This is a genomic window from Faecalibacterium sp. (genome assembly GCF_052358865.1).
GTDB classification, from domain to species: Bacteria; Bacillota; Clostridia; order Oscillospirales; family Ruminococcaceae; genus Faecalibacterium; species Faecalibacterium butyricigenerans.
On record NZ_DAWCVJ010000012.1, the window covers coordinates 1 to 18,092 of the forward strand.

The following is an 18,092-nucleotide window of genomic DNA, read 5'->3' on the forward strand; positions in this document are numbered from 1 at the left end:
ACTTGCAGTAAAGCTTGGCATTACCACGAGTGCAGTCTGCAATTCAGAATGCGGTGCAAGTTTCCCCAAAGCAGAGATGGTCTTCGGTCTTTGTGATATTCTTGACCTTACGCCCCGTGACTTGTTCGAGTGTGAATAAGTTCTTCCTGACCCGACAGCTTCTTGATAAGCGTTCGGCTTCAAACTTTTGCATAAAAGACGGGCTTACCACCTCAATTCTGTTCCGAAATGGACTGGAATTGCAGTTTTTCTACAAAACCGCCGAGACAGCAAAAAGCCCGAAAACCTTTTGATTTCCGGGCTTTTTTGTTACTTCGACTTTTCGTCGTCTTTCATGTTTCCGATAAACATAGCGTCGCCGAAAGAAAAGAATCTATAACGCTCCTGAACAGCCACTTTATATGCGGCCATCGTCTTTTCGTAGCCATAGAGGGCCGACACCAGCATGATGAGGGTGCTTTCGGGCAGATGGAAGTTGGTGATGAGACCGTCGATGCAGTTGAATTTGACACCGGGATAGAGGAAGATGTCGGTGTTGCCGCTGCAAGCTCGGATCTCACCGTACTTTGCGGCGACAGCTTCCAGCGTGCGGCAGCTGGTGGTGCCCACGGCGATGACCTGGTGGCCCGCAGCTTTGGTGTCATGGATGAGCTTTGCCGTTTCCTCGCTGACGGAGTACCACTCGCTGTGCATCTTGTGGTCGGCGATCTCGTCTTCCTGCACGGGGCGGAAGGTGCCCAGACCGACGTGCAGCGTCACTTCTGTGATGTTGACGCCCTTGGCGCGGATGGTGTCCATCAGCTCCGGAGTGAAGTGGAGGCCCGCCGTGGGGGCGGCAGCACTGCCAAGTTCTTTGGCATAGACGGTCTGGTACTGGCTCTGGTCTTCCAGCTGCTTGGTGATATAGGGCGGCAGCGGCATCTTGCCGAACTCGTCCAGCTTTTCGTAGAGCGTTTCGGTGTCATAATAGAAGGTGACAAACTTATTGCCGTCCTCCAGCGTCTCGTCCACGATGGCCGTCAGGCTGCCGTCGCCGAAGCTGACCTTGGTGCCGGGCTGCATCCGCTTGCCGGGCTTTGCGAGGCACTCCCACTGGTCGCCCTTCACCTGACGCAGGAGCAGCAGCTCACAGACCGCGCCGGTGGGCTGCTTGACGCCCACGATACGGGCCGGCAGGACTTTGGAGTTGTTGACCACCAGCAGGTCGCCCGGCTCAAGGTATTCGGGCAGATCGCGGAAGATGCGGTGCTGGATGCTGTCATCCTTCTGGTTCAAAACCATCAGCCGGGCCGCGTCGCGGGGGCACGCAGGCTCCTGTGCGATCAGCTCTTTGGGTAAATCATACCAAAAATCTCTTTTTAACATACTTAGCATTTGCCTTTCCGATGATTGACACGAATACCGTATCAATGTTATCATAAAATCTGTATAGACGGTATCTATTATATTGCATAGACGTCTGCTTTGCAAGCGGGGTCTTATGTGAATTTGCTTTTTTTGAAAGGAAAGGTGCTGGAAATGGATAAACAGTATAAAGTGGGCGTTGTCGGTGCGACCGGTATGGTGGGCCAGCGTTTCGTTACTCTGCTCGAAGATCACCCCTGGTTCAAGCTGACGACTCTGGCAGCTTCCGGCCGGAGCGCCGGGAAGACCTATGAGGAAGCCGTCGGCTCCCGCTGGGCTATGACCACTCCGATGCCGGAGAGCGTCAAGAAGATGGTCGTGCTGGATGCCTCCAAGGTGGAGGAGGTCGCCTCTCAGGTGGACTTCATCTTCTGCGCCGTCAATATGCCCAAGGCCGAGATCAAGGCTCTGGAGGAGGCTTACGCTAAGGCAGAATGCCCCGTCGTCTCCAACAACAGCGCCAACCGCTTCACCCCGGACGTCCCGATGGTCGTGCCGGAGATCAACGCCGACCACATCGAGATTATCCCCTCTCAGCGCAAGCGTCTGGGCACCAAGCGCGGCTTTATCGCGGTCAAGTCCAACTGCAGCCTGCAGAGCTATGTCCCCGCCCTGCATCCCCTGATGAAGGATTTCGGTGTCAGCAAGGCGCTGGTCTGTACCTATCAGGCCATCTCCGGCGCAGGCAAGACCTTCGACCGGATGCCCGAGATCATTGACAACGTCATCCCCTACATCGGCGGCGAGGAAGAGAAGAGCGAGCGCGAGCCGCTCAAGCTGTGGGGACACATCGAGGGCGACCAGATCGTCAACGCTGAAAAGCCGGTCATCACCGCTCAGTGCTTCCGTGTGCCGGTCTCCGACGGCCACACCGCCGCTGTCTTCGTGAGCTTCGAGAAGAAGCCCAGCAAGGAAGAGATCCTCAAGGCATGGGCGGAGTTTCGCGGTCCCGCACAGGAGCTGGAGCTGCCCAGCGCACCCAAACAGTTCCTCCACTACTTTGAGGAGAACGACCGTCCCCAGCCCAAGCTGGACCGCAACACCGAGCACGGCATGGCGGTCTGCATCGGCCGTCTGCGGGAAGATACCCTGTTCGACTACAAGTTTGCCTGCATGAGCCACAACACCCTGCGCGGTGCGGCAGGCGGAGCTGTGCTGCTGGCCGAGCTGCTGGCAGCCAAGGGCTATTTCGATTGATCTGCGCGTTTTTGAGAACCAACGCGCTGCAAAGGAGTTTTTGCTATGAAGAATCCTGTTTTTACCGGTGCAGGTGTTGCCATCATCACCCCGATGTACGAGGACGGCAGCATCAATTTTGACGAGCTGGGCCGCATCGTTGAGGATCAGATCGCCCGCGGCACCGACGCCATCGTCATCTGCGGCACCACCGGTGAATGCTCTACCATGACCGACGAAGAGCAGCTGGCCGCCATCAAGTACACCGTGGATCTCGTAAACCACCGTGTGCCGGTCATCGCCGGTGCCGGTTCTAACGATACCGACCACGGCTGTGCTCTGGCCGCAAAGTCTGCTGCCTGCGGTGCGGACGCCCTGCTGCTGGTGACGCCCTACTACAATAAGACCTCTCAGGCCGGTCTTGTGGCCCACTTCACCGCAATGGCTGAGGCCGGCGGTATCCCGGTCATCCTGTACAATGTGCCCTCCCGCACCGGCCTGAACATCGCCCCCGAGACGGCCAAGGAGCTGAGCAAGCACCCCCTCATCAACGGCATCAAGGAGGCCTCCGGCAACATCGGTCAGGTGGCGAAGATCGCAGCCCTCTGCGGCGACGAACTGAACATCTACTCCGGCAACGACGATCAGGTGGTGCCTCTGCTGTCTCTGGGCGGCAAGGGTGTCATCAGCGTCGTCTCCAACGTCAAGCCGGAGCTGGTGCACAACTGCTGCAAGGCATGGTTCGACGGCGACACGGCAAAAGCCCGCGCACTGCAGCTGGAGATGCTGCCGCTGTGTGACGCTCTCTTCTGTGAGGTCAACCCCATCCCGGTCAAGTATGCCATGAACGTGCTGGGCTGGGAGGCCGGTGAGTGCCGCCTGCCCCTCGTGGAGCCGAGCGACGCTCACAAGGAGCAGATCGAGCAGGCCCTGCAGGCTGCGGGAGTCATCAAGGAATAAACGATTTTATGTGCAGAATGCCCGGCGCAGTGTGTTCCGGGCATTTTGCCGTATGAGAAAAAAGAGGATATTGACAATGACCGATATTATCATTCAGGGCATCGGCGGCCGGATGGGCCATGTGCTGTGCGAGATGATCGCCCAGCGGGAGGATTGCCGCGTCGTGGCCGGTATCGACATGAAGGACGGCGAGCTGAACGGCATCCCTGTATACGACAGTCTGGACAAGTTGGACGGCAAAGGCGATGTCGTCATCGACTTCAGCGCCCCGGCGGCAGTCGAGAAGGCACTGCCCTACTGCGAGGCTCACAAGTTGCCCATCGTGGTCTGCACCACCGGGTTGTCCGAGGAGCTGCAGCTGAAGATCGTCCAGCTCTCCCGCAGCATCCCGGTGTTCAAGAGTGCCAATATGTCCATGGGCATCAATGTCCTGTCCGAGCTGTGCAAGCGCGCTTCGGCCATTCTGGGTGCGAACTATGACATCGAGATCGTCGAGCAGCACCATCACAACAAGCTGGACGCTCCCAGCGGCACGGCTCTGATGCTGGCCGACGCCATCAATGAGGAGAACAACGGCGCTTACCACTACGTCTATGATCGTTCTGCCGTCCGTCAGAAGCGCGACCCCAAGGAGATCGGCATCAGCGCCGTGCGCGGCGGCAGCATCGTGGGTGACCACGAGGTGCTGTTCTGCGGCCCGGACGAGGTCATCACCCTCCGCCACACGGCATACTCCCGCAATATTTTTGCAAATGGCGCGATAAATGCTGCCGTTTACCTTGCAAAAAAGGAGCCGGGCCTGTACAATATGAGTAACATGATCGCAGAGATGTAAGCTGTTCTGCGCATGGCATCATAAGGCACGGTATCGTGCGTCAGGAGACGAGCCTATGGCCAAGCACGCAAAGCACGCAGCCCCTCCCCGCCGTCGGCGTTCCGCCCAAAAGCACACCTCGCATAAGAGCGTCACCCTGTACACACTGGGGGTCCTGCTGGTGGCCGTATCGGCGCTGCTCTCTCTGCGCCTCTGGCCCCGCCGCATCGTGGATGCAATTCCTCCGGCAACGGAGGCGGAGTCCCCTGCTGTTTCGGAGGAGCTTGTTGTGCCTGAGCCGCAGCCTGTCGTCACGACATTGCGCTTCTCGGCTACAGGGGACAACCTCATCCATGCACCCATCTATTCGCAGGCTGCCCGGCGGGCTGCAGAGGGCGAAGGATACAGCTTCGATTACTGCTACGCGAATCTGCTTGATTTCTATGCACAGCAGGACATCAACTGGATCAATCAGGAGACGCTCTGCAGCAAAGAGCTTGCGCCCTCTACCTACCCCTGCTTCTCGACTCCCGGTGAGTGCGCCGAAGCGCTTTACCGGGCAGGCTTCCGGGTGTTCAGCCTCTCGAACAATCACACCTACGACAAGGGGGCTGCGGGCATTGCCGCCACCCTCCGGTTCTGGGAGACGATGCCCGAGGATGTGATCACCACCGGCCTGTGGAAGGGCGAGGCGGACTATGGCCGCATCCCCATCCAAACCGTGGACGGCGTAAAGATCGCGTACCTCTCCTACACTGAGCACACCAACGGCATCCCCCGGAACAGCAAGATGACCGCAAACATCATCTACACCAGCCAGCAGGATGTCATGGAGCAGCAGGTGCGGGCGGCCCGGCAGGCGGCCGATTTTGTGGTGGTCGGCGTACACTGGGGCGTCGAGGACAGCCACAACATCACGCAGGCACAGCGCACCTTAGCTCAGTCTCTGGCCGACTGGGGCGCGGATGTGATCATCGGCACCCACCCGCACGTTCTGCAGGACGCCGAATGGCGCACCGCAGCCGATGGGCGGAACGTCTTTGTGGCCTATTCGCTGGGAAATTTCCTGACCACCCAGAGCAAGCCCGACCAGCTCATCGGCGCGGTCCTGACACTGGATCTGGAGCAGACCGTCGAGCCGGACGGCAGCGTCCGCTGCGCGGTGCGCGGCCCGAAGCTCCATGTGACAGTGACCCACTATGACGCCGGAAAGTCCAACGTCCGCACCTATCTGTTCCGGGATTATACGCCGGAGCTTGCAAAGGCCCATGGCGTCCGCGCTGCCTACCCAAACTTCGGATACGATTACATCCGTCAGACGGCACAGACCTACATCAACAGCGAATTTTTGGAGCTTGCATAAAGTTTGAATCAGAACGCCCGATGGGCAGAATGGAGTGTTTACTATGTACGGTGTTTCCAAAATCAATATCGAGCCGAGCCTGATGATGATCAGCGTGCAGGATGCTGAGTTCAAGGGCAACACGATGGCTCGTTATCTGCAGATCTTCGCCGACACCGGCGTTGTGGTGGATATGATCAGCCAGAGCGCCCCCCACGGTACCAGCATGGACTTCAGCTTCACGGCATCCAGCAGTGATCTGCCGTTGGTGATGAAGGCCATCTCTGCCGCGAATCTCGACAAGGATGCCAAGGCCTCTCCCCTCATCAGCGTGGGCTACTCCAAGCTGAACCTCTTCGGAGAAGAGATGGTCACCAGCTGCGGTGTTGCCGCGCGTGCCCTGAACGCTCTGGCAATGGCAGGCATCGAGGTGCTGCTTATCACTACCAGCGACCTTGACATTTCCCTGCTCGTCCGTTCTGAGAATGAGGATGCTGCCTATGAAGTCCTGAAGAAGGCTTACGAGCTGTGACCTGAATAAAAACGAGTCTCCCTTGTCCTGTGCGGGACAGGGGAGATTTTTGTATGAAAAAGCCCCGGCTGTCCCCTCTCCTGTCACAGAGAGAAGACAGCCGGGGCTATTGTTTTACCAGAAGCTTACAGGCTCACCTTGTGGTAGACCTTCTTGCCCTTTTTGATGACGATACCCTTGGACAGCTGCTCGGCGGTAAAGCTTGCCGTGGGGGCAGCGACCTTTTCGCCATCCACCAGAACGCCGCCCTGCACGACCAGACGGCGGGCCTCGCCGTTGGAAGCAGCCAGACCAGCCTTGACCATCAGGGTCAGGATGCCGATGGCACCATCGGTCAGGTCGGCCTCGGTCAGCTGGGTGCCGGGCATATGCTCGGTATCTCCGGCAGCGCCGCTGAACAGTGCGCGGGCTGCGTTCTGCGCCTTGTTGGCCTCCTCCTCGCCGTGGACCATCTTGGTCAGCTCGAAGGCAAGGATCTCCTTGGCTTCGTTGAGGCGCTGATCTTTCCAGGTGCTCATCTCATCGATCTGCTCCAGCGGCAGGAAGGTCAGCATCCGGATGCACTTCATGACATCTGCATCGCCGACGTTGCGCCAGTACTGATAGAACTCGAAGGGGCTGGTCTTGTTGGGGTCGAGCCAGACGGCATTGCCGGCGGTCTTACCCATCTTCTTGCCCTGAGAATCGGTCAGCAGGGTGATGGTCATGGCATAGGCATCTTTGCCCAGCTTGCGGCGGATCAGCTCAGTGCCGCCCAGCATATTGCTCCACTGGTCATCGCCGCCGAACTGCATATTGCAGCCGTAGTGCTGGAACATATAGTAGAAGTCGTAGCTCTGCATGATCATGTAGTTGAACTCAAGGAAGGACAGGCCCTTCTCCATGCGCTGCTCGTAGCACTTGGCACGCAGCATATTGTTGACGGAGAAGCAGGCGCCCACATCGCGCAGCAGCTCGACATAGTTCAGGTTCAGCAGCCAGTCGGCATTGTTCAGCATCAAGGCCTTGCCCTCAGAGAAGTCGATGAACTTCTCCATCTGCTTCTTGAAGCAGGCAGCGTTGTGGGCAATGTCCTCCTTGGTCAGCATCTTGCGCATATCGGTGCGGCCGGAGGGGTCGCCGATCATAGTGGTGCCGCCGCCGATGAGGGCGATGGGCTTGTTGCCTGCCATCTGCAGGCGCTTCATCAGGGTCAGGGCCATGAAATGTCCGGCGGTCAGGCTGTCGGCGGTGCAGTCGAAGCCAATGTAGAAGGTAGCCTTGCCGTTGTTGATAAGGTCGATGATCTCCTCATCGGTGATCTGGGCCACCAGACCGCGGGCTTTCAGTTCTTCGTACAGAGTCATAAGAAATTTCCTCCTGTTTTGTCGGGCAGAGGGAAAAACAAAACGCCCTCCGCCAAAATAAATTGGCAGAGGGCGATAAAATTCGCGGTACCACCTCTGTTTGCCGCCTCTTCACAGAGACGGCCTCACGAGTGCACACCCCAGAGTAGAGTGACACTCCTGCGTTTGTAACGCTCGCACGCGGCACAGCCTACTCGTCGTTCAGCCTGCAGCTCCGGGAGGTATTTCACCTGCGTCTCCGCAGCCCCTTTCACCAGCCGGGGCCTCTCTGGGCAGAGCGCATCAGGGTACTCGGTTCCCATCTTCGCCTTTCAACGAGATTCAGTTTAGCACATCCCCGTGGGAATGTCAAGCACAAAAGCGCCTGCTTATTTCCCGGCGCTCCAGCCCAGCATTTCCCGGGCGTTGGCCAGCGAAAGCTCCGTGACATGGTCGCCGGAGATGAGGCGGGCCAGCGCCTCCACCCGTCCATTCTCGTCCAGCGGGTGGATCTCGGTATAGGTACGCTCATTCGTGATGTTCTTCTGGATGAGCAGATGGCAGTCTGCCAGCGCAGCGATTTGGGCCGTGTGGGTGATGCAAAGGATCTGATGACCCTCGGCACTCTGGCGCAGCACCTCACCGATGCGGCTGGCCGCCTTGCCGGAAACGCCGCTGTCGATCTCGTCGTAGATGACGGTCGGCACAGCGTCCTTGTCGGCCATCGCATTCTTGATGGCGAGGGTGATACGGCTCAGCTCGCCGCCTGAGGCGATCTTTGCCAGAGGCTTCGGGGCTTCACCGGGGTTCGTGGAGATATAAAACTCGATGCTGTCCTGTCCGTGACTGGCCAGCGGCCCCCGCGTATGGCGGAGCGTCATCCGCACGCCCGGCATATTCAGAAAGTCCAATGTGTCAGAGATGCGCTTGTTCAGCTCTTCAAACGCCTTCAGCCGGGTCTGGGTCAGAAGCTCCGCCTTTTCCCGCGCAAGGGTATAGAGACGGCGCTGCTCCTTCTGCAGATGCTCCACCCTCTCCTGCGAGGACTGTATCATCTCCAGCTCCTGCCGTGCCCGCTCGCCAAACGCGAGGATGTCCTCTACTGTATCGCCGTATTTCCGCCGGAGCTTGTAGATGAGATCGATGCGCTGCTCGATCTCGTCCAGCTCTGCGTCGTTGGTGTCGTAAGCGTCCAGACGGCCGATGAGGTCGGCGGCGACATCCTTTGCGGTGTAATAGAGGTCGAGCAGCTGGCCCGCACCGGCAGACAGCTCTCCGTCGAGCTGGGCCGCTGCATCCACGGCGTTGGAGGCTTCGCCCAGAAGGTCAACGGCACCGGGGGCTTCGTCACCGCCCGAGAGCAGCGCGTAACACTGGGCAATGCGGTCCCGGATGGTGGAAGCATTCGCCAGCACCTTGCGGCGGCTTTCCAGCGTCTGCTCCTCCCCTGCCGTCAACGCCGCATCGTCGATCTCCTGCACCTGATAGCTCAGCAGGTCGATGCGGCGCTGCTTTTCGCCCTCGTCGGTGATCATGGCGTCCAGCGTTTTCTTGACCCCCACCAGCTCCCGATAGATGGCATAGTATGCCTGATATTCCGCGCTGTTCTGGGCGTAAGCGTCCAGAATGCCCTCATGCCGGGCCGGGTTCAGCAGACCCACCGAGTCGTGCTGGCCATTGATGTTGATAAGTCCGCCGCAAAGCTCCCGCAGGACAGCGGCGGTGGCAGGCATCCCGTTGATGCGGCAGGTGCTCTTGCCCTCGGCGGTGATCTCGCGGCTGAGCAGCAGCGCTTCAGAGCGCTCGTAGCCTGCCTTTTCCAGACTGTCAAGGACGGCAGGCGGCACATCCTCAAATGCAGCCCGGATGACAGCCTTGGCCGCACCGGTGCGCACGAGATCCTTGGAGGCGCGGTTACCCAGAATAGCGTTGATGGAGTCGATGAGGATGGATTTGCCTGCGCCCGTCTCACCGGTCAGGACGTTGAGGCCCTTTTCAAAATGGACATTGGCTTTCTGGATAACTGCAACATTTTCGATCTGCAGGCTGCTCAGCATAGTTTCACTCCCGCGTTTATTTCTGCCCGATGTGACGGGTCAGTTCCGAACAGATAGTCTTGGCGTCCCGCTCCGAACGGGCCACGATCAGGAACGTATCATCGCCAGAAAGGGTGCCGACGACATTTTTCCACTTCAGGGCGTCGAACACTTCACAGGCGGCGTTCGCCATGCCGGAATAGCATTTTACCAGCACGACATGCCCGGCAAAATCCACACCCAGCACCGACTCGCGGAAGATCGTCTCGAACCGGCCCTGCATCTTGGGGTTGAGGCTTTCGTTGTGGCTGGAAACATAGCGGTAGCCGTCTGCGGTGGCGGCTTTGACGAGACACATTTCCCGGATGTCCCGGGAAATAGTCGCCTGCGTCACCTCGAAGCCCTCCTGACGCAGGTGCTCGAGCAGCACCTCCTGACGGCTGATGGGGTTCTCCTGGATCAGGCGGAGGATCGTCTGCTGACGTTCCGCCTTGCCTTTTGACTCAGCTGGATTGTTTCGGCCCATATTCCTTGCCTCCTCTTGTTGTTATCTCCGGCTGCGCAGCTTCTGGTCGATGGCCTGAAACTGATCCGCCCTGCTGAAGGTGACGAGCTGTACGATCTGGTCCGAAAGGCGGATCTCTGCCGTCGAACCGGCGCTGAGCGGATATTCCGCCGCACCATCGCAGCTCAGGAACACTTCGTTGTCCACCACCTGCCCGACACAGATGTTGATCTTCCGCTCCTGTGCAAAGACCATTGCCGGGCTGGTCAGGCTGTGGGGGCAGATGGGCGTGACGACAATGCCCTTGGTCTGCGAGTCAAGGATCGGCCCGCCTGCCGCCAGTGAATAGGCCGTAGAGCCGGTGGGCGTCGCTACGATGACGCCGTCTCCGCGATAATGCTCTACAAGGATGTCGTCGCAGTAGATGCTGAAATCGATGGCCTGCTGCAGGCGGCCTTTGGTCACGACCACGTCGTTGAGGGCATGGCCCTCCCAGTTCTCTTCGCCCAGCACCCGCACATAGAGCAGCATCCGGCTGTCCAGCAGATATTCGCCCCGCACCAGCGCCGCAAGTTTTTCCTCCATTTCATCCACCTCGCAGGTGGCAAGGAAGCCGCAGCGGCCGATGTTGATGCCGAGGATGGGCTTCTGGTATTGAAGCGTAAGGTTCGCCTCATGCAGGATGGTGCCGTCGCCGCCGATGGTCAGGATAACATCGGTACGCGGGAGGCACTCTTCCAGCGGAAGGTACTGCACCCCATCGGCGCAGCAGGTTTCGTTCAGGTCATCCCGCATCAGGACGGTGGCCCCCTGCATCAGCAGGAGCTGCGCTGCCCGCTGGGCGGTGGCCACCGCCTGCTCTTTGCCGGGGTTTGGCGAAATGTAAACGGTCATATGACGTCTCCCAGCCGATTTATTTGTCCAGCGAGCTATGGCTTGCGGCCACGACCTGCTCGGCGACGGAATCATCCAGCACGCCGGGCTGCTCGCTCTTCTGGACGAACATCAGATACTCGATGTTCCCCTCCGGGCCTTTGACTGGGCTGAAATCCAACCCCCGCACAACGAAGCCGTTTGCGGCGGCATAGCCCATGGCGTTGTGCAGCACCTCGCGGTGGGTGGCAGGGTCACGGACGACACCGTTCTTGCCCACCTTCTCACGGCCTGCCTCGAACTGGGGCTTGACCAGACAGACGCCCATCGCGTCCGGCGTCGTGATGGCCTGCGCCACCGGAAAGATGTGATGCAGCGAGATAAAAGACACGTCCACGCTGAAAAACTCCACTGGTTCGGCCAGCATATCCGGCGTGACATTGCGGATGTTGGTCCGCTCCATATTCACGACACGCTCGTCGGTGCGCAGGCTCCATGCCAGCTGGCCGTATCCCACGTCCACGGCATAGACCTTGACGGCACCGTTCTGCAGCATACAGTCGGTAAAGCCGCCTGTGGACGCACCGATGTCCATACAGACTTTGCCGCGAGGGGTCAGCGGGAAGCACTGCATCGCCTTTTCCAGCTTGAGTCCGCCCCGGCTGACGTATCCGATGTCGTGGCCGCGCACCTCGACCTTGGCATCTTCCTTTATCATCTCACCAGCCTTGTCCACCTTCTGCTCGTTGACGAAGACGACACCGGCCATGATGAGAGCCTTGGCGCGCTCACGGCTCTGGATCATACCGTGCTGCACCAGATATTGGTCCAAACGAATTTTCAAAGTGTTTTCTCTCCTTTCGGGTCTGCCGCCTGCACGGCCTCGGCCAGATGCACCGCATCCAGTCCGGTCGCCTGCTTGATCTGGGGCACCGTCGCGTGGGGCAGGCTCAGCTCCCTCACCGCGCGGTGGATGTACCGGCCGCACCAGCCTGCATCCTGCAGAGCGCGGGCCAGATGTTCGCCGATGCCGCCGCAGGCTGCGCACTCTTCTGCCATCAGGACGATGGAGTAGGCCGAAAGCTCCTGCACCAGCTCTTTCCCGAACGGAAAGATGCGGACCAGCTTATACACATCGCAGGGGATACCCTCTTCTGCCAGCAGCTCTGCGGCGGCAAGGGCATCCTCCACCTCATCCGCATAGCTCACCAGAGCAGTCTTTGCACCCGGCAGAGAGACGAGCTTGTCGTACTCCCTGCCCGTGCAGCCGTATCCGGCCAAGACCTTGCTCTCGCCGCCGCGGGGGTAGCGGATGGCCCGAGGCCCCTGCATCTCATGCCGCAGCAGGATGGCCAGCCAGTACCGCAGCTCCTCATAGTTCGAGGGCGAGTAGATTGGCATTCCGACCTGACTGAGGAAGGCCGGGTCGTAGATGCCCTGATGGGTCTCCCCATCGCCGGGCACAAAACCTGCGCGGTCAACGGCAAAGACAACATTCTCCCGCAGCAGGCTGACATCGTGGATGATCTGGTCATAGCTACGCTGCAGGAAGGTCGAATAGATGCAGACCACCGGCAGCATCCCCTTGCTGGCAAGGCCGGCGGCGAAGGTCACGGCGTGCTGCTCAGCCATCCCGACGTCAAAGAAGCGCTCCGGGTGGGCGTGGCTGAAAAATTGCAGACCAGTGCCATATTTCATCGCTGCCGTGATGGCACAGAGGGTATCGTCCGCATCTCCGGCCTCACTGAGCGCACGGCCAAAGGCATTCGAGAACGACTCCGCCGGGGCGATCTCCGGGTCGGGGATGCCTGCCAGATCGAACTTCGAGACGCCATGATAGTTGCCGGGATTCGACTCCGCCGGGGCATAGCCCTTGCCCTTCTTTGTCACAACATGGAGCAGCGTCGGCCCGGGCTGGGCACAGACCGTCTGCAGGATGCGCTCCAGCTCCGGCTCGTTGTGGCCGTCGATGAGGCCGAAATAATGGAACCCCATGTCCTCGAAGATCGTGGAGTGATACATGGCCCGACGCACCACTTTTTTGCTGTTTTGCAGGGCAGTCTTGATGGGCGCACCGACGAGCGGCACCCCGCTCAGAAAGCTGTTGACATTCTCCTTTGCCGTGAAATAACGGGTCGTGGTGCGCAGATGGCCCAGATACCCTGCCAGTGCGCCGACATTGTGAGAGATGGACATCTTGTTGTCGTTCAAAATGACCATCAGATTGTCCAGCTTTCCGATGTTGTTCATTCCCTCGTAGACCATGCCGCCGGTAAAGGCACCATCGCCGATGATGGCCACCACATGGCCCGGCTCACCCTTGAGCTTTTTGGCCCATGCGATGCCGATGGCGACCGAGAGGGCGGTGTTGCCGTGCCCGGCGATAAAAGCATCGTGAACGCTCTCATTCGGGTTCGGGAAACCCGAAAGGCCGTCCAGCTGCCGCAGGGTGCCGAAGCGCCTGTACCGTCCGGTCAGCAGTTTGTGGGTGTAGCACTGATGGCCCACATCGAAAACGAACGCATCCCGGGGGGTCTCAAAGATGCGATGGAGCGCGACCGTCAGCTCGACTGCGCCGAGGTTGGAAGCAAGATGTCCGCCCGTTTTGGATACGCTGTCCAGCAGGAATTGACGAATTTCCCCGCAGAGCTGCTGGATCTGCGCACTGTTCAAGCGCTTCAGGTCACTTGGCTGTGAAATATTCTGAAGCAGTGAAGGATGCATAAAGTGACCGTCCTCCTCACATTTCAAATTCCGGATAATTTCAACACAGAAGTCATTTTTGCAGGCAGGGCGGTCTCCTGAAACACCGCCCGGATGGGGCGCACTGCTTATGAAAACAACTTCTTATTAGAGGTGCATCGGATACAAAAAGCCGACGACGACGCCGACGACCATGCCTGCCATGACCTGCAGCGGCGTGTGTCCGACCATCTCCTTCAGATGCATATTCTGCAGAAAGGGAGCGTTTTTTTCGCTGATGTCGATCCACTCCTCGATCATCTGGTTGAGCACCTTTGCCTGTTCGCCGGTCTCGTGGCGCACGCCCATTGCATCGTGCATGGTGATGATGGCGACTACGCTGGCCACTGCAAAGATGGCCGAGCTGATGCCCTCGCTGCGGGCGGCGGCAATGACCATCGCACAGACCGTGGCACTGTGGGCGCTGGGCATACCACCATCGCCCCACATCCGTTCGAGCTGGAATTTGCCCAGCAGGATGAAGTTGATGATCGTCTTCAGCACCTGTGCGACGAACCAGCTTACGATGGAGACCGTCAGTATCTCGTTGACCGAGAACAATTCCTTGATCAGTTGCATTGTTTGTTCTCCTTCTTGAATTTTATCGCATTCCCGCAGCCGACGTCATAAGCGCCGCATCTGCCCTATCGTCCCAGACACGATGCTCAGCTGCGGCGGGCCAGCAGCGTGCGGGCCAGCTGCTCCAGAAAAGCGCTCTTTTCGCCGAATGTGTCATGCAGCGCCGCACAGGTCTCATCGTTCAGTTTCTCCGCCAGCTGCATCGCTCCGTCCGCGCCGAACAGGGTGACGAAGGTCGTCTTACCGTTCTCGCTGTCGCTGCCGATGGGCTTGCCCAGCTGCTCGGCGGTGCTGGTCACATCCAGCACATCGTCCACGATCTGGAACACTAGGCCGATGCCGTAGGCGTAGGCTTCCAGCGCTTTGCGCTGGGCCTCGTCGGCCTGTGCCGCCGCGCCGCCCATCTGGATGGCCGCATTGATGAGCGCCCCCGTCTTGTGGCGGTGGATGAGGCGGAGCTGTTCTTCCGTAGCGGCGAGCGCCTCGTATTTCAGGTCAAGCTCCTGTCCATACACCATGCCCCGGCTCCCGGCTCCTGCGCCGAGCGCCTGTGCTGCGCGGACGCAGACCGATGCCGGAGCAGGCGCACCGGCCACAGCCTCGAAGGCCTCCGTCAGCAGCACATCGCCCGCCAGCATGGCAGTAGACTCTCCGAATGCCTTATGGCAGGAGGGCTTGCCCCGGCGCATATCGTCATTGTCCATGCAGGGCAGGTCGTCGTGGATGAGCGAATAGCAGTGCAGCATTTCAACGGCCGCTGCAAACTGTTCCGCCGCCTCGGCGCTGCCGTGGAGCATATCGCACACGGCCAGCACCAGCACGGCCCGGATGCGTTTGCCGCCGCCCATCAGGCTGTAGCGTGCCGCACGGCAGACCTCAGACTCCTCGGGCAGATAGCGCTCGCACGCCCGGTTCAGTGCTTCTTCTGCACGGGCCAGATATTCGCCGTACTGCTTTTTATACTCGGTGCTCTCCATTATGATTCCTCCCTGCGGGCTGTTATGATTCTTTGGGTTCTGCCTCTGCCTTTTCGCTGCGGGCAGCGTCGATCTCCTCCATCTGGAGCGACGCCTTTTCCAGCGCAGCATGGCAGTATTCCATCAGCGAAGCCGCTTCTGCATAAAGCTTGACCGACTCCGTAAGGGTCGTCTCCTCGCTCTGCATCTGGCTCAGGATGGTTTCCAGACGGGCCATGCCGTCCTCAAAGCTTTTGGGTGCTCTCATTCAGTTCCTCCACGGACAAGACCGTACATTCTGCCGTATGCGCTGCGCCGCGCAGGGTGATCCGGTCGCCCGTAGAAAGGGCGTCCGCGCTGCACAGCCTGTTTTTGCTGTCGTATACCATCGCGTAGCCGCGCCCCAGCACCCGGTAGGGGCTGAGGGAGTCGGCCAACGCGGCAGCATGACGAAGCTGATTTGTTCGCTTCTGGATGCCGCTCCGGGCTGCATCCTCAAGCTCTTTTTGGTATGCCTCAAGCTTTGTCTGCCCGGCTGTGAGTGTCCGGCGGGTCATATCGCGGGAAAGCTGCTGCCCGGCCCTTTCCAGACGCCCCGATGCCGCAGCAAAACGGCTCTGCAAGGTGCTCTGACAGCGCTGTTCCAGCTGGAGCAGCACCCGCAGAAGCTCTGCGCGGTCGGGCACCGCCAGCTCTGCCGCTGCCGACGGCGTCGGTGCACGGCGGTCCGCCACGAAATCCAGAATGGTAAAGTCGATCTCGTGTCCGATGGCGCTGATGAGCGGCACTTTGCAGCGGTACGCCGCCCGGGCGATGACCTCGGCGTTGAAGACCCAGAGGTCTTCCCGGCTGCCGCCGCCCCGGGCCACGATGATCTCGTCCACTTTCCCGCTCCGGTCCAGCCGCCCGATGGCGTCGGCGACCTGCTGCGCGGCCTCAAAGCCCTGCACGCTGACCGGGCAGAGCAATAGCCTTGCTGCCGGCCAGCGTCGGCTGATGACATTGCGGATGTCCTGCAGTGCCGCACCGGTCTTGCTGGTGACGATGCCGATGCATTTGGGGTAAGCGGGCAGAGACTTTTTATGCTCTGCCGCGAAAAGTCCCTCCTGCTCGAGCTTGGCTTTCAGCTGCTCAAAGGCCAGCTGCGCCGCGCCGATGCCGTCCGGGAACATCTCGTTGACGTAGACCTGAAACGCGCCGTCCCGCTCGTAAAGAGTAGCACGGCAGCGTACGACCACCTTCATGCCTTCCTCGGGCCGGAAGCCGAGCCGTCTTGCATCCGAGCGGAACATCACCGCCTTGACGCTGGCAGCTGCGTCCCGAAGAGAGAAATAGCAGTGGCCGCTGCGGGCATTCTGTACAAAGTTTGCGATCTCGCCCCGCAGCGCCAGATCAAACAGGATGTCGTTTGCATCCAGCAGGGTCTTGACGTACTGGTTCAGGGCAGAGACAGAGATCACTTCAGCCATAGACCGGCCTCCCGTGCCGCAAGAATGGACACGCCGATGGCGTTGTCACTGGAATACTGTCCGGGCACAAAATACACCTGCGGAAGGCGCTGCTGCACCCAGCTGCGGATGATGTCGCTGCTCATGACGCCGCCTGCGCAGACCACCGTCAGCCCGGGATATTCCTTCTGGGCAGCTTTGGTCATCCTGACCACCGTATCCGCCACGCAGAGCAGACAGTATTTGCAGACATAGGCGGGGCTTTTGCCCGCCGCCAGCAGGGCGTTGCACTGGTTCTCCAGACCGGAAAGGCTGCATTCCATCCCTCGGACGCTGGATTTCGGCTTGATGGTCTCCTCACATTCTGCGGCCAGACGGGAGACCTCCGCGCCAGCCGGGAACCCAAAGCCCAGCTTGACGCCCACACGGTCCACTGCCTGTCCGGCGTAGAGGTCGGAGCTTGTGCCCAGCGTCTCGATATGCTTCACCTCATCGCAGAGGAGAAGGTCGGTGGTGCCGCCGGAGATGTGGAAGAGCAGCGTTTTCTCGCGGAAAAGTGTCTCCCCTTTGGCGGCAAACAGTGCCGCCGCCGCGTGGCCCTGCTGATGGGTCGTGCGGACAAGAGGGATCCCCCGGGCCAAAGCGAATGCCTCAGCGGCGCTGACACCTGCCAGAAAGCAGGGCATATAGCTGCCCTCCACCGGACGAGGTTTTTCCGACACGCCCACGGCGCTGATCTTCGTCAAATCGAATTCGCCGCCCAGCTCTGCCATCATCGCAGGCAGAGCCGCCGTGTGATGAAACAGCGCATCGCTCTGGCGCAGGCCAAGCTGGCCCTCCTTGACCGGAAGAAAACGCTTTTTTGCGCAAACAACCTCTCCGGCTGTATCAAAGACGGCCAGAGAGGTTGCATAGTTGCTGGTGTCGATGCCCAGTGTATAACTGCTCACAGCTGCTCGGACTCTGCGTCCAGACCCTGTTCCCGTGCCACAGTGCCCAGCAGACCGTTGACGAACTGATAATCCTCGTCTGCGCCATACTTTTTGGTCAGCTCGACGGCCTCGTTGATGACGACGCCGGGCTTCTTCTCATCGCCGTACAGCATCTCGGCCAGACCCAGACGAAGCACAGTCAGGCTCACGCGGGGCAGACGCTCCATCGTCCAGTTGCGCAGATGGGCGCTGATGAGGTCATCCACCTCGGCGGAGTGCTCGTAGTAGGCCCGCAGCAGACGCTGTCCGAACACATCCACGGGGTGCTCTTCGTCGCACTCGTGGTGGTTATCCAGAGCCTCCTGCAGGGGGATGTCACCAAAGGTCTGAGAAAATGCCAGCAGAAATGCATTTTCGCGTGCTTCACGGCGGGGCAGAATATTTTCCATAATGTTCCTCTCACAGCGG

General features: G+C 59.7%; 18 protein-coding genes and 1 other annotated feature. Of the genes, 5 read left to right on the plus strand and 13 right to left on the minus strand.

What is annotated here, in order from left to right; all coding sequences use genetic code 11:
* Nucleotides 1–309: 309 nt before the first annotated feature.
* Complete coding sequence (queA, locus tag ACT8X9_RS03585) at nt 310–1,365, minus strand: tRNA preQ1(34) S-adenosylmethionine ribosyltransferase-isomerase QueA (protein ID WP_444268151.1); 1,056 nt, start codon at nt 1,363–1,365, stop codon at nt 310–312.
* Between the two features lie 153 nt (nt 1,366–1,518).
* Here queA and asd point away from each other — a divergent pair, with 153 nt between their 5' ends.
* The 5 genes from asd to ACT8X9_RS03610 all read left to right on the plus strand — a co-directional run bounded on the left by asd (nt 1,519) and on the right by ACT8X9_RS03610 (nt 6,228).
* Nucleotides 1,519–2,601: an aspartate-semialdehyde dehydrogenase gene (asd, locus tag ACT8X9_RS03590; RefSeq protein WP_444268152.1), complete on the plus strand. Its 1,083-nt coding sequence runs from the start codon at nt 1,519–1,521 to the stop codon at nt 2,599–2,601.
* A 45-nt stretch (nt 2,602–2,646) separates the two neighbouring features.
* Nucleotides 2,647–3,540, plus strand: a complete 894-nt coding sequence (gene dapA / locus ACT8X9_RS03595; RefSeq protein WP_227620842.1) for a 4-hydroxy-tetrahydrodipicolinate synthase — start codon at nt 2,647–2,649, stop codon at nt 3,538–3,540.
* Nucleotides 3,541–3,616: 76 nt separating this feature from the next.
* On the plus strand, nt 3,617–4,375 hold the full coding sequence (gene dapB, locus ACT8X9_RS03600) for a 4-hydroxy-tetrahydrodipicolinate reductase (protein WP_227620841.1): 759 nt from the start codon (nt 3,617–3,619) through the stop codon (nt 4,373–4,375).
* A gap of 55 nt (nt 4,376–4,430) precedes the next feature.
* Nucleotides 4,431–5,717, plus strand: a complete 1,287-nt coding sequence (locus ACT8X9_RS03605; protein WP_444268153.1) for a CapA family protein — start codon at nt 4,431–4,433, stop codon at nt 5,715–5,717.
* 43 nt (nt 5,718–5,760) lie between these two features.
* Nucleotides 5,761–6,228 (plus strand): ACT domain-containing protein, encoded by a 468-nt coding sequence (locus ACT8X9_RS03610; protein WP_249234631.1) that lies wholly within the window; start codon nt 5,761–5,763, stop codon nt 6,226–6,228.
* A gap of 125 nt (nt 6,229–6,353) precedes the next feature.
* On the opposite strand, the gene tyrS is transcribed toward ACT8X9_RS03610, so the two are convergent.
* The 12 genes from tyrS to nusB form a co-directional block, all read right to left on the minus strand.
* Entirely contained in the window at nt 6,354–7,574 is a 1,221-nt protein-coding gene (gene tyrS / locus ACT8X9_RS03615) for a tyrosine--tRNA ligase (protein WP_249234632.1), read from the minus strand.
* Nucleotides 7,575–7,639: 65 nt separating this feature from the next.
* Nucleotides 7,640–7,888: a binding site (T-box leader), on the minus strand.
* Nucleotides 7,889–7,942: 54 nt separating this feature from the next.
* A complete protein-coding gene (gene recN / locus ACT8X9_RS03620; protein WP_412591114.1) occupies nt 7,943–9,610 on the minus strand; it encodes a DNA repair protein RecN in 1,668 nt (555 codons plus the stop codon).
* Nucleotides 9,611–9,626: 16 nt separating this feature from the next.
* Nucleotides 9,627–10,115 (minus strand): arginine repressor, encoded by a 489-nt coding sequence (locus ACT8X9_RS03625; protein ID WP_249234634.1) that lies wholly within the window; start codon nt 10,113–10,115, stop codon nt 9,627–9,629.
* A 21-nt stretch (nt 10,116–10,136) separates the two neighbouring features.
* The gene (locus ACT8X9_RS03630; protein WP_249234635.1) at nt 10,137–10,988 is read right to left on the minus strand and encodes an NAD(+)/NADH kinase; all 852 of its coding nucleotides are present in this window, start codon (nt 10,986–10,988) and stop codon (nt 10,137–10,139) included.
* A 19-nt stretch (nt 10,989–11,007) separates the two neighbouring features.
* Nucleotides 11,008–11,811 (minus strand): TlyA family RNA methyltransferase, encoded by an 804-nt coding sequence (locus tag ACT8X9_RS03635; RefSeq protein ID WP_249234636.1) that lies wholly within the window; start codon nt 11,809–11,811, stop codon nt 11,008–11,010.
* The gene (gene dxs / locus ACT8X9_RS03640) at nt 11,808–13,691 is read right to left on the minus strand and encodes a 1-deoxy-D-xylulose-5-phosphate synthase (protein ID WP_444268154.1); all 1,884 of its coding nucleotides are present in this window, start codon (nt 13,689–13,691) and stop codon (nt 11,808–11,810) included. The genes ACT8X9_RS03635 and dxs overlap by 4 nt, the downstream gene beginning before the upstream one ends.
* 126 nt (nt 13,692–13,817) lie before the next feature.
* A complete protein-coding gene (locus ACT8X9_RS03645) occupies nt 13,818–14,288 on the minus strand; it encodes a divergent PAP2 family protein (protein WP_227620832.1) in 471 nt (156 codons plus the stop codon).
* An 86-nt stretch (nt 14,289–14,374) separates the two neighbouring features.
* Nucleotides 14,375–15,265 (minus strand): polyprenyl synthetase family protein, encoded by an 891-nt coding sequence (locus ACT8X9_RS03650; protein ID WP_444268155.1) that lies wholly within the window; start codon nt 15,263–15,265, stop codon nt 14,375–14,377.
* A gap of 22 nt (nt 15,266–15,287) precedes the next feature.
* Nucleotides 15,288–15,512, minus strand: a complete 225-nt coding sequence (gene xseB, locus ACT8X9_RS03655) for an exodeoxyribonuclease VII small subunit (RefSeq protein WP_227620830.1) — start codon at nt 15,510–15,512, stop codon at nt 15,288–15,290.
* Nucleotides 15,490–16,713, minus strand: coding sequence for an exodeoxyribonuclease VII large subunit (xseA, locus tag ACT8X9_RS03660; protein ID WP_444268156.1), 1,224 nt, complete (start codon nt 16,711–16,713; stop codon nt 15,490–15,492). Before xseA ends, xseB begins: the two co-directional genes overlap by 23 nt.
* A complete protein-coding gene (locus ACT8X9_RS03665; RefSeq protein WP_227620828.1) occupies nt 16,701–17,642 on the minus strand; it encodes a glycoprotease in 942 nt (313 codons plus the stop codon). The genes xseA and ACT8X9_RS03665 overlap by 13 nt, the downstream gene beginning before the upstream one ends.
* Nucleotides 17,639–18,073: a transcription antitermination factor NusB gene (gene nusB, locus ACT8X9_RS03670; protein WP_227620827.1), complete on the minus strand. Its 435-nt coding sequence runs from the start codon at nt 18,071–18,073 to the stop codon at nt 17,639–17,641. The genes ACT8X9_RS03665 and nusB overlap by 4 nt, the downstream gene beginning before the upstream one ends.
* Between the last annotated feature and the right edge of the window lie 19 nt (nt 18,074–18,092).